The 19850-nt window shown below is 71.6% G+C and carries 13 protein-coding genes; 6 read left to right on the top strand and 7 right to left on the bottom strand.

The window, feature by feature from the left end:
* Nucleotides 1-33: 33 nt before the first annotated feature.
* The 6 genes from R2S09_RS26385 to R2S09_RS26360 all read right to left on the bottom strand — a co-directional run bounded on the left by R2S09_RS26385 (nucleotide 34) and on the right by R2S09_RS26360 (nucleotide 9383).
* Entirely contained in the window at nucleotides 34-1449 is a 1416-nt protein-coding gene (locus R2S09_RS26385) for an extracellular solute-binding protein (RefSeq protein ID WP_316743642.1), read from the bottom strand.
* Between the two features lie 367 nt (nucleotides 1450-1816).
* On the bottom strand, nucleotides 1817-6103 hold the full coding sequence (locus tag R2S09_RS26380) for a discoidin domain-containing protein (RefSeq protein WP_316743640.1): 4287 nt from the start codon (nucleotides 6101-6103) through the stop codon (nucleotides 1817-1819).
* A gap of 266 nt (nucleotides 6104-6369) precedes the next feature.
* On the bottom strand, nucleotides 6370-7380 hold the full coding sequence (locus tag R2S09_RS26375; RefSeq protein WP_306187773.1) for a LacI family DNA-binding transcriptional regulator: 1011 nt from the start codon (nucleotides 7378-7380) through the stop codon (nucleotides 6370-6372).
* Between the two features lie 154 nt (nucleotides 7381-7534).
* Nucleotides 7535-8512, bottom strand: coding sequence for an Acg family FMN-binding oxidoreductase (locus tag R2S09_RS26370; RefSeq protein WP_306187775.1), 978 nt, complete (start codon nucleotides 8510-8512; stop codon nucleotides 7535-7537).
* Nucleotides 8513-8688: 176 nt separating this feature from the next.
* On the bottom strand, nucleotides 8689-9135 hold the full coding sequence (locus tag R2S09_RS26365) for a hypothetical protein (RefSeq protein ID WP_306187777.1): 447 nt from the start codon (nucleotides 9133-9135) through the stop codon (nucleotides 8689-8691).
* Complete coding sequence (locus R2S09_RS26360) at nucleotides 9135-9383, bottom strand: hypothetical protein (RefSeq protein WP_306187779.1); 249 nt, start codon at nucleotides 9381-9383, stop codon at nucleotides 9135-9137. Before R2S09_RS26360 ends, R2S09_RS26365 begins: the two co-directional genes overlap by 1 nt.
* 484 nt (nucleotides 9384-9867) lie before the next feature.
* Between R2S09_RS26360 and R2S09_RS26355 the strand changes: the two genes are divergently transcribed.
* Genes R2S09_RS26355 through R2S09_RS26335 form a run of 5 tightly spaced genes read left to right on the top strand, consistent with a single transcriptional unit; the run spans nucleotide 9868 to nucleotide 17362 of the window.
* The gene (locus R2S09_RS26355; RefSeq protein WP_316743639.1) at nucleotides 9868-13575 is read left to right on the top strand and encodes a nitrate reductase subunit alpha; all 3708 of its coding nucleotides are present in this window, start codon (nucleotides 9868-9870) and stop codon (nucleotides 13573-13575) included.
* A gap of 1 nt (nucleotide 13576) precedes the next feature.
* Entirely contained in the window at nucleotides 13577-15136 is a 1560-nt protein-coding gene (narH, locus tag R2S09_RS26350; protein WP_316743637.1) for a nitrate reductase subunit beta, read from the top strand.
* Entirely contained in the window at nucleotides 15133-15960 is an 828-nt protein-coding gene (gene narJ / locus R2S09_RS26345; protein ID WP_316743636.1) for a nitrate reductase molybdenum cofactor assembly chaperone, read from the top strand. The genes narH and narJ overlap by 4 nt, the downstream gene beginning before the upstream one ends.
* Complete coding sequence (narI, locus tag R2S09_RS26340) at nucleotides 15957-16760, top strand: respiratory nitrate reductase subunit gamma (RefSeq protein ID WP_316743634.1); 804 nt, start codon at nucleotides 15957-15959, stop codon at nucleotides 16758-16760. The genes narJ and narI overlap by 4 nt, the downstream gene beginning before the upstream one ends.
* Before the next feature lie 32 nt (nucleotides 16761-16792).
* Nucleotides 16793-17362 (top strand): vitamin K epoxide reductase family protein, encoded by a 570-nt coding sequence (locus R2S09_RS26335; RefSeq protein ID WP_306187784.1) that lies wholly within the window; start codon nucleotides 16793-16795, stop codon nucleotides 17360-17362.
* 84 nt (nucleotides 17363-17446) lie between these two features.
* Here R2S09_RS26335 and R2S09_RS26330 read toward each other — a convergent pair whose 3' ends face one another.
* Nucleotides 17447-18640, bottom strand: a complete 1194-nt coding sequence (locus tag R2S09_RS26330) for a globin domain-containing protein (protein WP_316743631.1) — start codon at nucleotides 18638-18640, stop codon at nucleotides 17447-17449.
* A 422-nt stretch (nucleotides 18641-19062) separates the two neighbouring features.
* On the opposite strand from R2S09_RS26330, the gene R2S09_RS26325 reads away from it, so the two are divergent.
* Nucleotides 19063-19545, top strand: coding sequence for a hypothetical protein (locus tag R2S09_RS26325; protein ID WP_316743629.1), 483 nt, complete (start codon nucleotides 19063-19065; stop codon nucleotides 19543-19545).
* Nucleotides 19546-19850 lie beyond the last annotated feature (305 nt).

The raw sequence follows: 19850 nt of genomic DNA, 5'->3' as shown, positions 1-19850 counted from the left end.
CGGGCCCTGCGGCCCCCCCCGGCCGGGGACCGGTCACTGGTTGGCCAGGACCTGGTCGACCTGTGCCTCGGCCGTGGAGAGCAGCTTGTCGATGTCGGCGTGTCTGTTGGTCAGGACGCCGGACATCACGTTGTCGAGGACCTTGTAGATCTCCTGGGCCTTCGGCGGTTCGGCCTTGCCGGGCACCGGGTTGTCCATGAACGTCCTGAAGTTCTCGACCGGCATGGTGGCGTTGGTCCTGCGTGCGGCGTCGTCCGTCTTCTTGGACTCGCCGAGCCAGAAGTTGGGCTGCGGGACGCCCACGGGGAGCTTGTCGGCCTTGGTGCGGGCCCAGTCGAACTGGCCCTTGCCGACGGTGAGGTTCTTGAAGTTCAGCCAGGCGATCGCGGCCTTGATCTTGTCGGAGGAGATTCCGTTCTTGATCATGTAGTTGTTGCCGCCGGCCAGGGTGTTCTTCTCACCCGGGATCGGGCCCATGCCGAAGTTCTCGTAGCGGGCGCCGAGTTGCTGGACCATGTAGGCGATGTCGTCGGGGGCGGCGAGGAACATGCCGAGCTTGTCGGTGGCGATCTGCTTCTGCAGGTCGCCCCATTTCAGCAGCTGGGTCTTGCCCATGCTGTCGTCCTCCCAGCGCATGGCGTGGAGGCTCTGCAGCACCTGGCGGCCGATGTCGTTGTTGAACGCCGCCTTCTTGCCGGTCGGGTCCACGATGTCGCCGCCGCGGCTGTACATCTGCGCGGTGAAGTGCCAGCCGCCGGTGTTGGCGGCGCTGTACTCGCCGTAGCCGGCGATGCCGTGGCCGAGCCCGGCGATCTTCTTGGCGGCGGCGCGGACCTCGTCCCAGGTGCGCGGCGGGTTGTCGGGGTCGAGCCCGGCCTGCCGGAACAGCCTGCGGTTGATGAGCAGGCCCATGGTGTAGTTGCTGGTCGGCAGGCCGTAGAGCTTGCCGTCGTGCTTCAGCGAGGCCAGGACGTTCGGGTCGATGTCCTTCAGCAGCGGGACCGTCTTGCCGTTGACGTAAGCGGTGATATCCGCGGCGCCGCCGTTGTCGAGGACCTGCGGCAGGTCGGTGAAGTACGTGTAGAAGACGTCGGGCTGGGAGTGGGCCTTCAGCATCGCGGTGAAGCGCGGGGGCTCCAGGCACTGGCCCGGAGTGGACCGGCCCTCGATCCTGACGTTCGGGTACTTCTTGTTGAACTCGGCGACGTCCTCCTTCCACTCCTTGAGCTCGGCCGCCTTCGCCGCGGGAGGCATGCAGTCGATCGTCAGGGTCACCTTGGTCTTCGGGTCCAGCGGGGCGGCCGGGTCCGAGGAGCCACCTCCTTCGGAACCACCGGAGCCGTTGTCGCTCGCGCTGGTGCCGCAGGCGGCGAGCGCGGTCAACGTGAGCGCGGAGACGAGTGCGACCGCGCCGGCGCGGCGGGTACGGCGGAACCGGGCACTTCTCATGGGTGGTCCCCTTCGGGCATGAACGGTGAGGTCGCCCCACCGTCGGTGCGACTCGGTGCGTTGTGGGGCGCGACACACTCAACCACCGGCCACAGATGAACGCAAGATGTCGCGCCAATCTCGTAATTGTTTGACAAGCCCTGTCGATTGCATGAGTGTCAAGGCCGCGGCGGGGCGAGGAAGCCCGCGGGGCCGCCCAGCCCGGGTGGGCCGCACAGGGCTCCACGTCGGCCTGTCAGGCCGAACGCACGCAAGGCCGGTGCAAGCCTCCGCAAGGAGCTTGCACCGGCCTCACGCACTGACCTCACGCGCCGGCCTCTCACACCGGCCTCACGAGCCGTCGGCGCCCGGCCGTCGCGACGTGCCGCTACGGATTGATGTTGATCTTGAAGGTCGAGGTGGTGTTGCGGATGTCGACGGCGTTGTTGGTCAACTTGAGCCCGTTGAACGTCACCTCACCGACGGCCGGGCCCTGGCCCGCCTCGGGCATCTCGTTGGCCCACAGGCCGAAGCCCGACTTGGCGTCGTAGGCGTCGCCGCTCCTGCGGGCGCCGGAGACGGAGACGTCGGTGAAGACCGTGTCCTTGATGGGGTACTGCGGCTGCCCGCCCGAGTAGTTCGTCTGGAACATCACCCCGCTGTAGGTGGGATCGACGATGTCGACATGGTTGACCCGGATGCCCTGGAACACCTTCGACGCGGAGAACAGCCAGATGCCCGGGAAGGTCTGCGCGCCCCAGAAGTGGCCGCCTGCCCGCTCGATCGTCACGTTCTCGAACGTCGTCGGCTCGGTCCCGAAGCCGTTCATCGGATAGCCGAAGTCCAGGGAGGAGATGGTGATGCCGGAGTACACCAGCGTGTCGGCGATGCGGATGTTGCGGAAGGTGTTGTTGTAGCCGCCGTAGACGGCCACACCCGCGGCCCGCCAGGTCAGAGTGGTGGTCAGGTTCTCGTAGACGTTGTTCTTCTCGTCCGCGCCGCCCGCGTCGATCGCCGAGAACAGCGCGAAGCTGTCGTCGCCGGTGGCGCGCGCGTCGTTGTTGGTCACATGGTTGTCCGTGGAGCCGTTGGTCATGTTGATGCCGTCGGCGAACATGTCCCGGATCCGGGAGTTCCTGATGGTGATCCGGTCGGTGTTGGCGCCCCAGTAGAGGCAGACCATGTGCTCGTTCCAGATGTCGTCGATGACGATGTCCGACACGCCTGAGAAGTCGAACACCTTGCCCGGACCGTCGATGCGCGAGGTGTAGTTGCCGAAGTAGGCGAAGCCCTTGAACAGCGAGCCCTTGGCCGTGGCGTCGGCGCGGAAGCCGATGTCGGTGTTCTCCTGCGTCGACGGTGCGTGGAACGTGGTGTACCAGGGGCCGGCGCCGACCACGTTCACGGCCCTGCCGTACACCTGGAACTTGCCCGACGTCTCGTAGTCGCCGGGCGGCAGGTAGACGCCGGTGAGCTTGCCGGTGGTGTCCATGCGGACCTTGTCCAGGGCGTCCTGCACGGCCTGCTGCGTGAAGCCGGCGGGCACGACGTACGCGGCCGGGTCGGGGTTGGCGACCGGTGCGGCCAGCTCCAGGTTGATGAAGTCGATCGCGTAGGCCGAGGTGTTGGCGGCGTCCTTCTGGAGCCGGATCCTGCTGCCCTTCGGAACGGTGTCGCCCAGGAGGATGTGCGCCTCGTCGTAGATGTGCCGCGGGGCTCCCGCGCTCGGCGAGTTGCCGGGCGCGCTCTCCGCCCCGTACAGCCAGGCGTACTTCGACGTCAGTGGCAGCGCGTTCTTGAAGACGCCGTCGACGTAGACGTCGATGGTGGAGTCGATGCCCCCGCCGCCCGGCGCGTCGGGGATGGAGAAGCGGGTCACCAGGGTGTTGGTGGCGGCCCGTGTGGTGAACTCGACGTACTCCCCCGTCCGGTCCAGCTCGACGGCCTTGCGGCCGGAGGCCTCGCCCGCGATGTCGCCCACGGTGCGGTTGGGGCCGACGACGGTGGCGCCGCCGCCGAGGGTGCCGTCCTCCGCCTCGTACATGTCGTACGGCATGTTCGCGCCGCGTCCCACGAACAGCGGCTGGCTGGAGGTGTTGTTCTCGCGCTTGACCGGCACCTCGTTGGCGTCGGCGGCGACGACGGTCTTCACGGTGTAGGAGCCGTTGGCGGCGGTCCAGGTGCCGAGGTCCACGCCGGCCGAGGAACCGGCGGCGAGGGTACCCGTGCAGTCGCCGGTGAGGGTCTTGACCGTGTCGCCCTGGGAGTCGGTCAGGGTGAGCGTGACGCCGTGGTCACCCCCGGCGCTGGGCCGGGTGCCCTGGTTCTTCAGCTTGACCTCGAACGTGACGTTCTGGCCGGCCGACGGGCTGGAGGGCGAGGTGGTCACCGAGGACACCACGAGGTCCGAGGTGTCGACGGGCTTGATCACCAGGGGATCGGGACTGGTGTAGGTGTTGTTGGACTCGTTCTGCTCGGTGACCGCGTCACCGTCGTCGGCGACCGCGCTGAGCTGGTACGAACCGGCGTCCCGCCGGCCTATGGAGGCGGTGACCGTGGTCTGCTCGCCGGCCGTCAGGGCACCGACCTGCGCGGTGGCGACCTTGGAGCCGCCGAGGCGCACGGCCAGGCTGCTGGCCGGTGCGTCGGCCGGACCGCTGTTGCGCACGGTGGCAAAGACGCTGACGGGGTCCGACTCCACGGGGGCGGTGGGCGACACGGTCAGCCCGGTGACCTCCAGGTCGGGATTGGGCGCCGGGACGCCGATCACCTGGAACTCCGCGACCTGGCCCGCCGTGGCACCGGAGTTGGCCGTGAACTTCAGCTGCACATCGGCCACCCGGGCGGACACCGGAATGGCGACGCTGTTGCCGTCGGCCGGATCGAAGGTGTAACTCCTGGCGCCCACCAGGGACTTGAAGTCGTCGGCGCTCTGCTCCCGGCCCAGGACCTCGATGGTCTGCGTGCGCTTGGACCAGGCCGGGTCGGGGTTCAGCCTCAGCACCAGACGGTCCAGGTCGGCGTTGGCTCCGAGGTTGACGGTGAGGGTGTCCGGGTAACTTCCGGCCGCGCCTTCCCAGTAGCTGGTCACGCTGTTGTCATTGGCGTTCGCCGCCACATAGGTGTCCACCACGGAGGAAGCGGTGATGGGCTTGCCGACGGCGAGGTCGGAACCGCCACCTCCGCTGCCGTTGCGGGTCACGCTGTTGCTGGGGACGGACTTGTTGCCGGCCGCGTCCTCGGCCCGCACGTAGTAGGTCACCGTGCTCGTCGCGGGCTGGGTGTCGGTGTACGTGGTCACATCACCGGCGACGGTGCCGCGCAGGGTGTCGTCGGCGTAGATCTCGTACCCGGTGACCTCGGTGTCGTCGGACGAGGCGGTCCAGGTCAGCTTGATCCTGCCGTCCGTCGTCTCCGTGCAGGCGAGGTTCGACGGAGCGGTCGGGGCCTGGGTGTCGCCCTTGTCGCCGGTGCGGGTCACCGTGTTGCTGTCGGCCGACTGGTTGCCGGCCGCGTCCCGCGCGCGCACGAAGTACGACACGGTCTCGCTCGTCGGCCGGGTGTCGGTGTACGTGGTGACGTCACCGGCGACGCTGCTCAGCAGCGACCCGTCTGCGTAGATGTCGTACCCCGTCACCCCGACGTCGTCCGTGGCCGCGTTCCAGGTCAGCCTGATCTGGCCGGTGGCGGGTTCGGTGAGGGCGAGACCGGCCGGGGCGCTGGGGGCCTGGGAGTCGCCGGTGTCCGGACCGTAGACCTCCAGCTCGGAGACCTGGGCGCCGGGCTGGACGCTGTTGGCGGTGACCAGGACGCGCACGTAGCGGGTGGTGGTGGCGTCGAAGGCGATGCTCACCGAGTTCCCGCTCGCGGGATCGAAGGTGTACGCCTGAGTGGCCGTCAGGTCGGTGAAGTCTGTGCCGTTGGCGCTGCCCTGGATCCTCAGCGTCTGGCTGCGCCTGTCCCAGCCCGCCGGCAGCCGCAGCACGACACGGTTGACGCGCACGGAGGACGCGAGGTCGGCCTGGAGCCACTGCGGGAGGGCGTTGTTGTCGCTCTCCCAGTAGGTGGCCCGGTTGCCGTCGTTCGCGTTCGCGGGGGCGTACACCTGGGTGTGGCTGCTGGCGGTCAGCGTCCGGCCGGCGGCGAGGTTCGCCGAGGAGCCGTCGGCGGCGTGCACCTCCAGCTCGGACAACTGGGCCGACTTCCAGCCGGTGTTGGCGGTGACGGCGATGCGTACGAAGCGTGTACGGGCCGCCGGGAAGGCCACCGTCACGGTGTTGCCCGATCCCGGGCTGAAGGTGTACGAGGCCGAGGTCTTCAGCGTGCTGAAGCCGGTCCCGTCGGCGCTTCCCTGCACGGAGAGGGTCTCGGCCCGGCTCTCCCACGACGCCGGCAGTCTCAGGACGACCTCGTCCACGTTCTGCGTGGTCCCGAGGTCGGCCTGTACCCACTGCGGGAAGTCGGATCCGGCGGCCTCCCAGTAGGTGCCCTGGTTGCCGTCGGTGATGTTCGCCGCGGAGTAGTCGCTCAGGGCGCTGCTCGCCGACGCCCTGTCGCCCAGCGCGATGTTCGGCCCTCCCGACGCCCGCGCGGTCACGACCGGACCGACCAGGGCCAGGAGGCTGCTCACGATCACGGCGCTCAGCGCCCGTGATCCCCGTCTGCGGAATCTCATCAGTCCCTCGTTCTCGGCCTCGCGTCTCACACCGCGAGGCGCGGCTCTGTTGGGTACGTGGACAAGCGACGGAGTGATGTCGCTAACTTGCGTTGAACGCTCAGAGAGTTCCAGAAGACTGTCAACTCGTCTACGGCTCAGGAACCGCGATGTGGAGGGGGAGTACGGCGAAACGGAGCCGGCCTCGGCCGGGCGCCACGAGAGGGGCGCCCGGCCGAGGCCGGCTCCGGGAGAGATATGGGTGGATACGGAAGGGCGGGCCGGGCTCAGCCGGCCGGCGGCGGCGCGGTCGAGCCGCGCAGGACCAGTTCCGGTTCGAACAGCAGCTCACCGGGGTGCGACCGGGTCCCCTGGAGTTGCGCACACAGCAGCTCGACCGCCGCGCGGCCCATCGCCTCGATGGGCTGCCGGACGGTGGACAGCGGCGGCTCGGTGCAGTTCATGAAGGCGGAGTCGTCGAACCCCACGACCGACACGTCCGCGGGGACGGAGAGGCCGCGCCGGCGCACGGCCCTGATGGCGCCGAGGGCGAGCGGGTCGCTCGCGCACACGATGCCGGTGATGCCCGCGTCCAGCAGGCGGGCGGCCGCGGCCTGCCCCCCTTCGAGCGAGAACATCGACCGCACGACGGACTCCTCGGGCAGCTCCGCGCCCGTGGCCCGCGCCACCGCACGGGCGGCTTCCAGCTTGCGACGCGAGGGAACGTGGTCGCTCGGGCCGAGGACCAGGCCGATCCGCTCGTGCCCCAGCGAGGCCAGGTGCCGCCACGCCTGCTCGACCGCGACGGCGTCGTCGCACGCGACACAGGGGAAGTCGAGCCCCTCGATCGAGGCGTTGATGAGAACGACCGGGATGTCCCGCTCCGCGAGCTGCCGGTAGTGGTCGTGCGGGGCGTCGGCCTGCGCGAACAGGCCACCGGCGAAGACCACGCCGGACACCTGCTGCTGGAGCAGGAGATCCACGTAGTCGGCCTCGGACACCCCGCCCTTGGTCTGCGTGCACAGTACCGGCGTCAGCCCCTGCTGTGCCAGCGCCCCTCCGATGACCTCGGCGAACGCCGGGAAGATCGGGTTCTGCAGCTCCGGCAGCACCAGGCCGACGAGCCGGGCGCGCTCTCCGCGCAGCTGCGTGGGCCGCTCGTACCCCAGCACGTCGAGGGCCGTGAGGACGGCCTGGCGGGTCGACTCGGACACCCCGGGCTTGCCATTGAGGACACGACTGACCGTCGCCTCGCTGACCCCCACCTTCTTAGCCACCTGAGCAAGTCGTCGCGTCATGTACGCAAGACTAGCGCAATTCTCGCAAGCGGATTGCGGCCCAGAGTGCCGGGACCGACGGATGCCGCCTGCCGAGCCGAGGGTGAGTGTGCCGGACAGGACCGGGGAACAGGACGGGTGGGGCTGTGCAAAATCCGCGCAGGACTTGCAAAGATCAGTTCCCCGTCGGGCGGGCGGAGGCGCGGGGGGTGCGGCCGCCGTCGGGACCGTAGCCGAAGCGGATCAGCACATGGGGGCTGCAGCGCCGCCGCGGGCCGCGCATCGCCGCGCGCAGGTCGGGCCACTCCATCGCCTGGTGCAGCATCGACGTGCGTACGCCGTGCAGGGTGGCCACGAGCAGCGCCCGCTCCAGGGCCTGCCCCGCCCGCAGCCAGTCCGCCCGCCGGTCGTGCGCGGTCCACAACAGGGCCACCTGGGTGTGCCGTTCGAAGCGCAGGGCGGGCAGGTGCAGGCCGCGCAGCGGGCCGGTGAAGTCCCGCATCGGCATCCGGCCGGCCGCGTCCCGGGCGCCCAGCGAGGTCAGGGGTATTCCGTACGGGACGTGCGCGTCGGGCGCGACGACCCAGGCGCGGGCCTCGGCGATCCGGTCCGGGTCGCCGGTGTTGCGCGCCTCGGCCAGCGCGGTCAGCCGCAGCAGGCGCCGGGTGCCGGCGATGCCGGGAATCTCGAGCTGGGCGCCCTCGGCGCGGGCCGCGGTCACCATCTCGGTCACGATGTGCTCGGGCACCGGGCGCCCGGTGAAGGGCATCCGGCTGGTGTGGCGCCGTGCGACGGCCTCGTACAGCCGGCCGTACGACGGCCGCGCGTCCGCGGCCGGCGGGGTCAGCCGCACGGTGGCCAGCAGATCGGGGTCGTCCTGCGGGTCCGGCAGCAGGCGGACGTCGGGATCCCAGCCCAGGTGGACCGCGGCCACCCGGAGATTGAAGACGGCAGCGCCCACGGAGAGGTGCTGGGCACGCAGATGCGGGTCGGTCAGCGGCAGCTGCCGGGCGCGGTCCGCACGGACGTGGACCGAGCGGGTGTCCGCGTCCAGGCCGAACCGCCACGGCTGGGTGTTGAAGATCGAGGGCGCCGCCACGGCCGCGTACAGCAGGCTCTCCAGCGCCGCCGCGTCGACTTCCGGCGTCTGCATGACGGCTCCTTCATGTGCCTTGTCCGTCGCTTCCTCCTCCACCTTGCGTTCCCGACCGGCCGCGGAGGGAGGGCTCAGCGGGCCTTCGCGCGGGGCCGCAGGTCCCGCCGGGGAGGGGACCGGTCGGAACTCGAACCCGTCCGGGCGGCCGTTGGCCGCCGCGCTCCCGGGCACGGTCAGGTGGCCGGCGGCGCGGCGGCGAGCAGGACGACACCGAGGGAGCCGGCCAGCGAGGCCGCGGCCAGGGCGCGGGCCAGTTCGGGGCGGGACCTGGCATGCGCCCAGCCGTGCGCGGCGGCGGCGAGCATCACCAGGGTGAACAGGCCGAGCTTGGTGGCAAGGACGCGGCCGTAGCCGGGTTCGCCGAGGGAGGCCCAGGTGACGCCCTTGTGCCAGGCGATGGCCCAGCCGGTGCCGAGCTGCACCGGCAGGAACGCGGCGCCGGTCAGAATGCCGAACCCGCGGCCCACCCGCGCCGCGAGGGCGTCCCGCTCCCGCTCCGGCGGCATGCGGCGGGACAGGGGCAGGACCACCAGCGACAGGGCCAGCTGGCCGCCGACCCACAGCGCGGCGCCGGTGACATGCAGGAAGCGCACCAGCTGCCAGAGGCCGACCGCGCCCATCACCTCACCTCCACCATGCCGTGCGCCCCGGCCTCGGCGTGGCGCATGTCGTGGTCCACGAAGGAGTAGTGGCCGGCCGAGGGGAACACCGTCTCCACGAAGCCGCCCTGGGCGGGCGCCAGGTCGAGCGCCTGCGATCCGCCCGGGTCGCCCGGCTTGAGCAGGTAGGCGCCCTCCTTGTAGACGGTGTCGAAGACCGTGCCCACGATGTGGAAGGCGATGCCGTCGCTCGGGCCGGCCGCGACCAACCCAGAAGCGGACCCGCTGCCCGGCGCGCACGCTCAGCCGCGCCTTGGCCGGATCACGATGAACGGGCGCTCGGCCATGTCCTGGTGCCGGCGGCGCACCACGGGTCCCGCGCCGCCCTGCTTCGCCGGTCCGGCGCTCACCGCCGTCCCCCCCGCGTGCGTCCGGCCGCCCGGGAGTCAGGGCAGACGTGACCGGCGGCCGGACCCGGACCGTGCCGCAGGACGGGGCATGCCGTACGCCGGGCCCGCCTCGGCCTGGGACGGGGGATGGGGCCGGGCCGGCGCCGGGTGCGTTCGTACATGCGCTCCTCCGATTCGATCAGCGCCAGCATGTACCGCGCGGACATCTGTTCCGCAGCACTGAACGGCCCTCGTCACAGGGCCGATGGTCCCTGATCGGGCGGGCCTGCCGGGGCCTTCGGGCAGTCGGCGGGGGGCCTTCGGCCCAAGGCCCGCGGGGTGGCGCCGCCATAGGTTTCCGGCCATGGAGAACGACGAGAACGCACGGCAGCGGGAGCCGCGCGCCGGACAGGGCTGGCCGCTCGCCGCCCGCCGGCTGCTGACCCGTAGCGAGGTCTCCGCCGACGGGCGCGCCGTCTTCGGCGAGAACGACGGCACGTGGGAGGGCTTCTACCGGGACCGCTGGGCGCACGACAAGGTGGTGCGCTCCACGCACGGGGTCAACTGCACCGGTTCCTGCTCGTGGATGGTGTACGTCAAGGACGGCATCATCACCTGGGAGCACCAGGCCACCGACTATCCGTCGATCGGCACGGACTGCCCCGAGTACGAGCCCCGTGGCTGCCCGCGCGGCGCCTCGTTCTCCTGGTACACCTACTCCCCCAGCCGGGTCCGGTACCCCTACGTCCGGGGCACGCTGCTGAAGATGTGGCGGGAGGCCCGGCGCCGGCTCGGCGACCCCGCGGCGGCCTGGGCGGAGATCACCGGGGACCCGGCGAAGGCGCGCGCCTACAAGCGGGCCCGCGGCAAGGGCGGTCTGGTGCGCGCGGACTGGGACGAGGTGACCGAGCTGATCGCCGCCGCCCATGTGCACACCATCAAGACCTACGGCCCCGACCGCGTCGCCGGCTTCTCACCGATCCCGGCGATGTCCATGGCGTCGTTCGCGGCCGGGTCCCGGTTCATGTCGCTGATCGGCGGCACGCTGCTGTCGTTCTACGACTGGTACGCGGACCTTCCGGTGGCCTCGCCGCAGGTGTTCGGCGACCAGACCGACGTTCCCGAGGCGGCCGACTGGTGGAACGCGGGCTATCTGGTGATGTGGGGCTCCAACATCCCGGTCACCCGCACCCCTGACGCGCACTTCCTGACCGAGACCCGCTACAACGGCACGAAGGTCGTCGCGGTCAGCCCCGACTACGCGGACAACGTGAAGTTCGCCGACGAGTGGATGGCACCGCACCCGGGCACCGACGGCGCGCTGGCCATGGCCATGGGGCATGTGATCCTGCGCGAGTTCCTCGTCGACCGCGAAGTGCCGTACTTCCGCGACTACCTGCGGACGTACACGGACGCGCCGTTCCTGGTGTCGCTGCGCGAGAGCGCCCACGGGCTGGTCCCGGACGGGTTCCTGACCGCCGCCGACCTCGGCCGCGAGGAGGAGAGCGAGGAGAACGCGGCGTCCAAGACGGTGCTGCTGGACCGGGTCACCGGCGAGGCGGTGGTCCCCGGCGGCTCGCTCGGCTTCCGCTGGGGGGAGGCCGGGCGGGGCCGCTGGAACCTGGACCTGGGCGATGTCGTGCCCGAGCTGAGCCTGCTTCAGACGGCCGAGGACACGGTGCGGGTGGCGCTGCCCCGGTTCGACGAGGGCGCCACCGAGGGCGGCTCGGTGATGGTGCGCGGGGTGCCCGTGCGCCGGATCGGCGGCCGGCTCGTGACCACGGTCTTCGACCTGATGCTCGCCCAGTACGGGGTGGCCCGGCCCGGTCTGCCGGGCATCTGGCCGCTCGCGTACGACGACGCCTCCCAGCCGTACACCCCGGCCTGGCAGGAGACCATCACCTCCGTGCCGGCCGCTCAGGCGGCCCGCATCGCCCGCGAGTTCGCCCGCAACGCCGAGCGCACGGGCGGCCGCTCCATGATCGCGATGGGCGCGGGCACCAACCACTGGTTCCACTCCGACACCATCTACCGGGCGTTTTTGGCGCTGACCACGATGACCGGCTGCCAGGGCGTCAACGGCGGCGGCTGGGCGCACTACGTCGGGCAGGAGAAGGTCCGTCCGCTGACCGGCTTCCAGCACCTGGCGTTCGCCTTCGACTGGCAGCGCCCGACCCGGCACATGGCGGGCACCTCCTACTGGTACCTGAACACCGACCAGTGGCGCTACGAGGCCTTCGGGCCCGAGGAGCTGGCCTCGCCGCTGGGCGCGGGCCGGTTCAAGGGCAAGGCGTTCGCGGACTGCCTGGCGCAGGCCGTGCGCCTGGGCTGGACGCCCGGCCACCCCGGCTTCGGCCGGAACCCGCTGGATCTGTGCGACGAGGCCGCCGCCCGGGGGCGCGGTGTCGCCGAGCACATCGTGGACGAGCTGAGGTCCGGGCGGCTGCGGTTCGCCGCCGAGGACCCGGACGACCCGGCCAACTTCCCGCGGGTGCTGACCGTGTGGCGGGCGAACCTGCTGGGCTCCTCCGGCAAGGGCAACGAGTACTTCCTGCGCCATCTGCTGGGCACCGACGCGGCCGTCCGCTCGGCCGAGACCCCCGAGGCCGAGCGCCCCGAGGAAGTGGTGTGGCGGGAGGAGGCCCCCGAGGGCAAGCTCGATCTGCTGGTCACCATGGACTTCCGGATGACCTCCACCGGCCTGCTGGCCGACGTCGTACTGCCGGCCGCGACCTGGTACGAGAAGGACGACCTGTCCAGCACGGACATGCACCCCTTCGTGCACGCCTTCACCCCGGCCATCGCCCCGCCCTGGCAGGCCCGCACCGACTACGACACCTTCCTCGGCATCGCCGACCGGTTCAGTGAGCTGGCCGCCGAGCACCTGGGCACCCGCACCGACGTCCTCGCCGTGCCGCTCACGCACGACACCCCGGACGAACTCGCCCAGCCGGGCGGGGTGGTACGGGACTGGAAGACCGGCGAGTGCGAGCCTGTCCCGGGCCGCACCATGCCGAAGCTGGTCGTCGTCGAGCGGGACTACACGGCCGTGGCGCAGCAGATCCGCGCGGTCGGCCCGCTGCTCGACACCCTCGGCACCACGACCAAGGGCGTCACCGTCCACCCGGACCGGGAGATCGAGGAGCTGCGGCACCGCTGCGGCACCGTGCGCGACGGGGTCGGCGCCGGCCGTCCCTCCCTGGCCACCGCGAGCGACATGTGCGAGGCGATCCTCGCGCTGTCCGGCACCACCAACGGCCGTCTGGCGACCGAGGGGTTCCGCGAGCTCGAACGGCAGACCGGCAGCGAGGGCCTGGTGGAGCTCGCCGCCGAGCGGGAGGCCGAGCGGATCACCTTCGCCGACACCCGCGCCCAGCCCCGTGCCGTGATGACCTCCTACGAGTGGTCGGGTTCGGAGACCGGTGGCCGCCGCTACTCGCCCTTCGTCATCAACGTCGAACACCGCAAGCCCTGGCACACCCTCACCGGCCGCCAGCACTTCTTCGTGCAACACGACTGGATGGCCGAACTGGGCGAGCAACTCCCGGTGTACCGGCCTCCGTTGAACACTCCGCGCCACTACGGCGACGAGGAGCTGCACGAAGCCGGCCGGGCCGAGGTCACCGTCCGCTACCTGACCCCCCACTCGAAGTGGTCCATTCACTCCAACTACCAGGACAACAAGTACATGCTCGACCTGTCCCGCGGCGGCCCGGTGATCTGGATGTCCACCGAGGACGCCGAGAGGATCGGCGTCAGGGACAACGAGTGGATCGAGGCGTACAACCGCAACGGCGTCGTCGCCGCCCGCGCCGTGGTCACCCACCGCATGCCCGAGGGCACCGTGTACATGTACCACGCGCAGGACCGCAACGTGAACGTCCCCAAGACCGAGGTCAGCGGCAAGCGCGGCGGCATCCACAATTCCCTGACCAGGCTCCTGCTCAAGCCGACTCATCTGGCGGGTGGCTACGCGCAGTTCACCTATGCCTTCAACTACTACGGCCCGACCGGCAACCAGCGCGACGAGGTCACCGTCATCCGCCGTCGCTCGCAGAACGTGGAGTACTGACATGCCCCGTGGCGAAGCCACTATCGGACGCGTCATGGCCCAAGTGGCGATGGTGATGAACCTCGACAAGTGCATCGGCTGCCACACCTGCTCGGTCACCTGCAAGCAGACGTGGACCAACCGAACCGGGGTCGAGTACGCCTGGTTCAACAACGTCGAGACCAAGCCCGGCGTCGGCTACCCCCGCCGTTACGAGGACCAGGAGCAGTGGAAGGGCGGGTGGATGCTCGACAAGCGGGGCCGGCTGGTCCTGCGCTCGGGCGGCCGGATCAAGCGCCTGCTGTCCCTCTTCTCCAACCCCGACCTGCCCAGCATCGAGGACTACTACGAGCCGGTCACCTACGACTACGACAACCTCGTCAGCGCCCCGGCCGGCGAGGACATCCCGGTCGCCCGCCCCCGCTCCGTGCTCAGCGGCAAGCCCACCGCCATCACCTGGGGTGCCAACTGGGAGGACGGCCTCGGTGGCGCTCCCGAGCACGCGGGCGGCGACCCGAACCTGAGCGGCGAGTGGGCCGAGAAGGTCAAGTTCGAGTTCGAGCAGACCTTCCTCTTCCACCTGCCCCGGCTGTGCGAGCACTGCCTCAACCCGGCCTGTGTCTCCGCCTGTCCCTCGGGCGCGATGTACAAGCGGGTCGAGGACGGCATCGTACTGGTCGACCAGAACCGCTGCCGCGGGTGGCGGATGTGCGTGACCGCGTGCCCGTACAAGAAGGTGTACGTCAACCACGCCACCGGCAAGGCCGAGAAGTGCACCTTCTGCTTCCCCCGCATCGAGGCCGGCCAGCCCACCGTCTGCTCCGAGACCTGCGTCGGCCGGCTGCGCTACCTCGGGCTGCTGCTGTACGACGCCGACAAGGCGGGCGAGGCGGCGGCGACCCCGGACGAGCGGGATCTGCTGGACGCGCAGCGCGACGTCTTCCTCGACCCGTCCGACCCCGGGGTGATCGCGGCGGCCCGCGAGGCCGGCATCCCCGAGGACTGGCTGGAGGCGGCCCGCCGTTCGCCGGTGTACGCGCTGGTGTCCAAGTACAAGGTGGCGCTGCCGCTGCACCCGGAGTACCGCACGCTGCCGATGGTCTGGTACGTGCCGCCGCTCTCACCCGTCCTGGACGCGGTGAGCGCGGCGGGCGGCGACCAGGACGACCCGGACCATGTGTTCGCCGCCGTCACCCGGCTGCGCATCCCGCTGGAGTACCTGGCGGAGCTGTTCACCGCCGGGGACACGGACGTGGTGGGCGGGGTGCTGATGAAGCTGACCGCGCTGCGCTCGTACATGCGGGAACGGACCCTGGGCGAGGCCGGCGACGAGGACGTGCTCAAGGCCGTGGGGCTGACCGCCCGGGAGGCGGAGGACCTGCACCGGCTGCTGGCGATCGCCAAGTACAAGGACCGCTACGTCGTGCCGGCCGCGCACAAGGAGGACGCGGCCGCGCTCACCGCCATGGAGAACCGCTGCCCGGTGGAGTCCTCCGGCGAACCGGCCGAGCGCAAGGTCCTGCTCGGCATCCCGACCCTGCGCCGCCGCTCCTCCGACTCCCCCGCCGGAGGCCACCTGTGAGCCCGCTGCCTACCACCGTGCCCGCCATCGTGCGCGCCCGGGTGCGCGCCGCCGTGCGCCGCCGCCCGTCCCAGCTCACGCCGGACGAGGTCAGGGACCGCGCGCTGGTCCTGCGACTGCTGTCGCTGCTGCTCCAGTACCCGGACGCCGAGCTGGCCGCCGCGCGTCCCACGGTGGTCGCCGCCGTCGAGGCGCTGCCGGCATCCCCGGCCGCCACCGAACTGACGGCGTTCACCGACTGGTTCACCGAGCAGGAGCCGGAGGCCCTGGAGCGGCACTACGTCGAGACGTTCGACCTGCGCCGCAAGAGCAGCCTCTACCTCACCTACTACCTGCACGGCGACACCCGCCGCCGGGGCATGGCCCTGCTCACCCTGGCCCGCAGCTACCGGGCCGCCGGCTGGGAGACCGGCGGCGGGGAGCTGCCCGACCATCTGCCGGTGGTGCTGGAGTTCGCCGCGCTCGCCGGGCCCGGCGCGGGCGAGGCGCCGCTGCGCCGTCACCGGCGCGGTCTGGAGCTGATCCGACGGGCGCTCACCGACGCGGGCTCGCCCTACCGGCACCTGCTCGCCGCCCTGCTCTCTCTGATGCCGCCGGCCACCGAGGCCGACCTGGCGGCCGTGGCGGAACTGGCCGCCGAGGGACCGCCGAACGAGGACGTCGGCCTGGACCCGTACGCGGGCGGCTCCCTCGCCCCGCCCGGAGCCTTCGTCCCGCCGGGGACCTACGCCCCGCCGGGCACCTTCGTCCCGCCCGAGCCGGCCCCGCCCACCCTCGTGCCCCTCGCGCCCCCGTTCCCGTCGTCCCCGGATGGTCCTCGATGAACGCTTCAGGAACCGACCTGCTGCTGTGGGTCGCCTTCCCCTACATCTGCCTGGCCGTGTTCGTCGTCGGGCACGTCTGGCGCTACCGGCAGGACCAGTTCGGCTGGACCTCGCGCACCAGCCAGTTGCTCGAGCACCGCTGGCTGCGCTGGGGCAGCCCGCTGTTCCACCTCGGGGCCTTCATGGTGATCGCCGGGCACGTCGTCGGGCTCGCCGTCCCCGCGTCCTGGACTCAGGCCGCGGGCATCAGCGAGCACATGTACCACACCACCGCGGTGTGGGCGGGCTCGGTGGCGGGCGTGACCATGGTCACCGGGCTCGGCATGCTGTGCGCCCGCCGGCTGCTGACCCGGCGGATCCGGCTCGGCACCGACAGCAGCGACAAGGTGCTCTTCCCGCTGCTGTCGGCCACGGTGCTGCTCGGCATCTCCGCCACGGCGGCACACAACGTCTTCGGCGGCGGCTACGACTACCGGGCGACCGTCTCGGTGTGGTTCCGCGGCGTCTTCACCCTCCGTCCGCAGCCGGAGGCGATCTCCGGCGCGCCGCTGCTGTTCCAGCTGCACGCCCTGAGCGCCTGCCTGCTCTTCGCGGTCTGGCCCTTCACCCGCCTGGTGCACGTGTGGAGCGCCCCGATCGGCTATCTCGCCCGCCCCTACCTGGTCTACCGGCGGCGGGCGGCCACGGCACGGCCGGTGGCGCACGGCATGACGCCATCGATGACGCCGCCGGTGCCGCGGCCGGTTTCACGGTCGGTTTCACGTGAGGCGCGCGAACCCCACCCCCGGCGCGCAGCGTGAGCGCGGCGCACGCCGCGCACCCTGGAAGGCGGATGGGCCTGCTGCTGACGCTGACCGGCGTCATCGGCTGGCTCGCCGCCTTCCGGCTCGCGGTCGAGGACTGGCGGTTGCTCAAGCATCCCGGCTACCAGCTGTCGTGCGACATCAGTCCGGTGGTGGGCTGCGGCAGCGCCATGGCGAGCGCGCAGGGCAACCTGTTCGGCTTCCCCAACATGCTGCTCGGCCTCGGCGCCTTCGCCGGCGTGGCCGCGCTCGGCGTGGCCGCCCTGACCGGTGCTCGCCTCCACCGGCTGGTGTGGCTCGCGCTGAACGCGGGGGCGCTGGCCGGTGTGGCGTTCGTGCACTGGCTGATCTGGCAGTCGCTGTACGTGCTCAACCGTATCTGCCCGTACTGCGCGGTGGTCTGGGTCGTGACCATCGCGCTGTTCTGGTACATCACCCTGCACAACCTCAAGCATCGCGTGCTGCCTTCGCCGGCGGCCGGCCGCAATGTGCTGACCCTGGTGCTGGAGACGCACTGGATCCTGCTGGCCGCCTGGTACGGACTGATCGCCGTGCTGGTGCTGACGCGCTTCTGGGCGTACTGGTCCAGCCTGCTGTGACCGCCCGGGGGACGCGGGAAGCCCCCTGGCAGCCGATGGTGCTGCCAGGGGGCTTCCCGCGTCCCCGGGGCGGGGCGCTCCGGCTCAGCCCTCGCCGCGGGCCAGCCACAGGTCGGGGCCGAAGACCTCGTAGCGGATACGGCGGGCGGGGATCCCGGCCTCGAGGAGCTGGGCACGGACGGCTCGCATGAAGGGCAGCGAGCCGCACAGGTAGACGTCGGCGTCGGCGGGCAGTTCCAGCTCGTCGAGGTCCATCAGGCCCTCCCGGGCGCCGGATGCAGCGTCGGCGTCCTGCTCGTACCAGAACTGTGCGCGGGCGTCGGCCAGTTCGCCCACCAGTCGGTGGGTGTCGGCGCGCAGGGCGTGGTCCGCCGGGGAGCGGTCGGCGTGCAGGGCCCACACCTCGCGGGGGGATCCGGTGGCGGCGAGGTGTTCCAGCATGCCGGTCATCGGGGTGCAGCCGATGCCGGCGGAGACCAGCAGCAGCGGCGCGTCGGAGTCGTCGAGGACCACGTCACCGAACGGGGCCGACAGGGTCAGCTCGTCACCGGCGCGGACGGTGCGGTGCAGCAGGTTGGAGACCTCGCCCTCGGGCGCCTCGTCTACGGCGGCGACCCGCTTGACGGTGATGCGTCGCATCGCCTCGCCGGGGGCGCCCGAGAGGCTGTACTGGCGCAGCTGGTGGACACCGTCGGGCATCAGGACGCGGACGCTGACGTACTGGCCCGCCTTGGCGGGCGGTACGGGCGCGTCGTCGGCCGGGCGGAGCAGGAAGGACACCACCTCGTCGGTCTCCTCCCGGCGTTCCACGACGGTCCACTGCCGCCAGGGGTGCTGCGGTTCGACGCCCGCGTCCTGGTAGAGGCGGGCCTCACGGGCGATGAGCGCGCCGGCCATCAGCCAGTACACCTCGTCCCAGGCACCCGCCACCTCAGGGGTGACCGCGTCCCCGAGGACGTCTCCTATGGCACGGAAGAGGTACTTGTGGACGATCGTGTACTGGTCCTCGGTGACCCCGAGAGCAGCGTGCTTGTGCGCGATCCGGGAGAGCAGCGCGTCGGGGTCGGCGAGCAGGGCCTGCGCGAAGCCGGCGATGGAACCGGCCAGCGCCTGGCGCTGTTCTCCGCTGGCCTGGTTGCCGCGGTTGAACAGCCCGTCCAGCAACTGGGGCTGTTCGGCGAACATCGTGCCGTAGAAGCGAGTCGTGATCTCGTCGAGGGCACCGCCGACAGCGGGCAGTGTGGCGCGGACGACGGCGGCGGACTCGGGCGAAAGCATGGGTCTCCTCAGGAGTAGGAGGGTGGAGGGTGCGGCCGACACGGCGCCGCTGACCTTTGGTCTATCAGCCGCCCGGAGCCCTCCGGCGCCATGACGGCCGATCGAGGCCGAACGGCGGTGCAGGTCAGGCCGGTAGGGCCCGACGGCGCGGGCGAACCGGGGCCGTACGGCCCTGGCGTGCACCGCGCCGCCGCGGCACCTGTGCGGCCCCGCCGCGACTCACGGCACCGGCCACGAGCGGACGGGCGACGCTCCCGTGGTGCCGATCCCCGGGCGGCAAGGGCCTGTCGGCCTTGATCCGTGCCCCGTCGGACTCTCGTGCCCCGCCCGGGGCCCGGGAACGATCAGGAGCCTCGTGGGCGGCCACGACACTCCCCGGTTCGGCCGTCCACGGCACACATGGGGAGAGAGGACGTCCGGAAGTGATCGCTGTCGTGGGGCATCCCGACCTCACCGCCCCGACGCTCGCGCTGCTGGAGGAGGAGTTGCGCTCCCGCCTGGCCGGCTTCGCCCAGGCGCGCGGGGCTGGGCTGGTCCGCGCGGGCAAGGGGCTGCCGGTCGTGGTCGGCCGGGCGGCACGCGCCGCCGGGCTGGCCCTGGTGACGGTGCTGCCGTCGCACAACGGCGTGCCCGCGCACCTCACCGAGCCCGACCGGAAGGCTGCGGGTGAGCTTCTGCTGCTCTCGGAGCAGGTGCGGCTGCTGGAGTACGACCCGGGCGACCGCGGCGCATGCATGACCGCCGACGAGAGCCTGCTGCGCGGCTGCACCCGGGTACTGGCCGTGTGGGACGGCTCTCCGTCCACCGGAAGGGACGCGACGGCGCACCTGGTGGCCTACGCGCGCAGCCACGGAGTCGACGTCGAGGTGCTCTGGCCCCGCGGGGCCCGGCACCGGGCCTGCTGAGAACTCCCTGCCGCCGCACCGGCGGGCCCCGGGTCCGCGCCAGGCCGGTTGCGGGGCCCGGAACACGGACGGAGGCGCGGCGGCGCACCGTGGGGGCCCGGCTGGGCGTACGGCGCCGCCGACCCCGTCGGCCCCGTCGCTCCCGTCGTCCCCCGGTCGCTTTCGGCTGTCCGCAGGGCAGGCTGCCGCGGACGCGGCGACCACGCCGGCGCCCAGCGGCAGCGGCCCTCCCGGCTGCCGCAGGGGCCGGCTACTGGTCCGGGGCCGTCACAGGCACCCGCCACACCAGTGTCGTGCCCCCGCCC

It is taken from the genome of Streptomyces sp. MK7 (assembly GCF_032658145.1).
In the GTDB taxonomy this organism is placed as follows: domain Bacteria; phylum Actinomycetota; class Actinomycetes; order Streptomycetales; family Streptomycetaceae; genus Streptomyces; species Streptomyces spiralis.
This window is presented reverse-complemented; position numbering and strand designations above follow the sequence as displayed.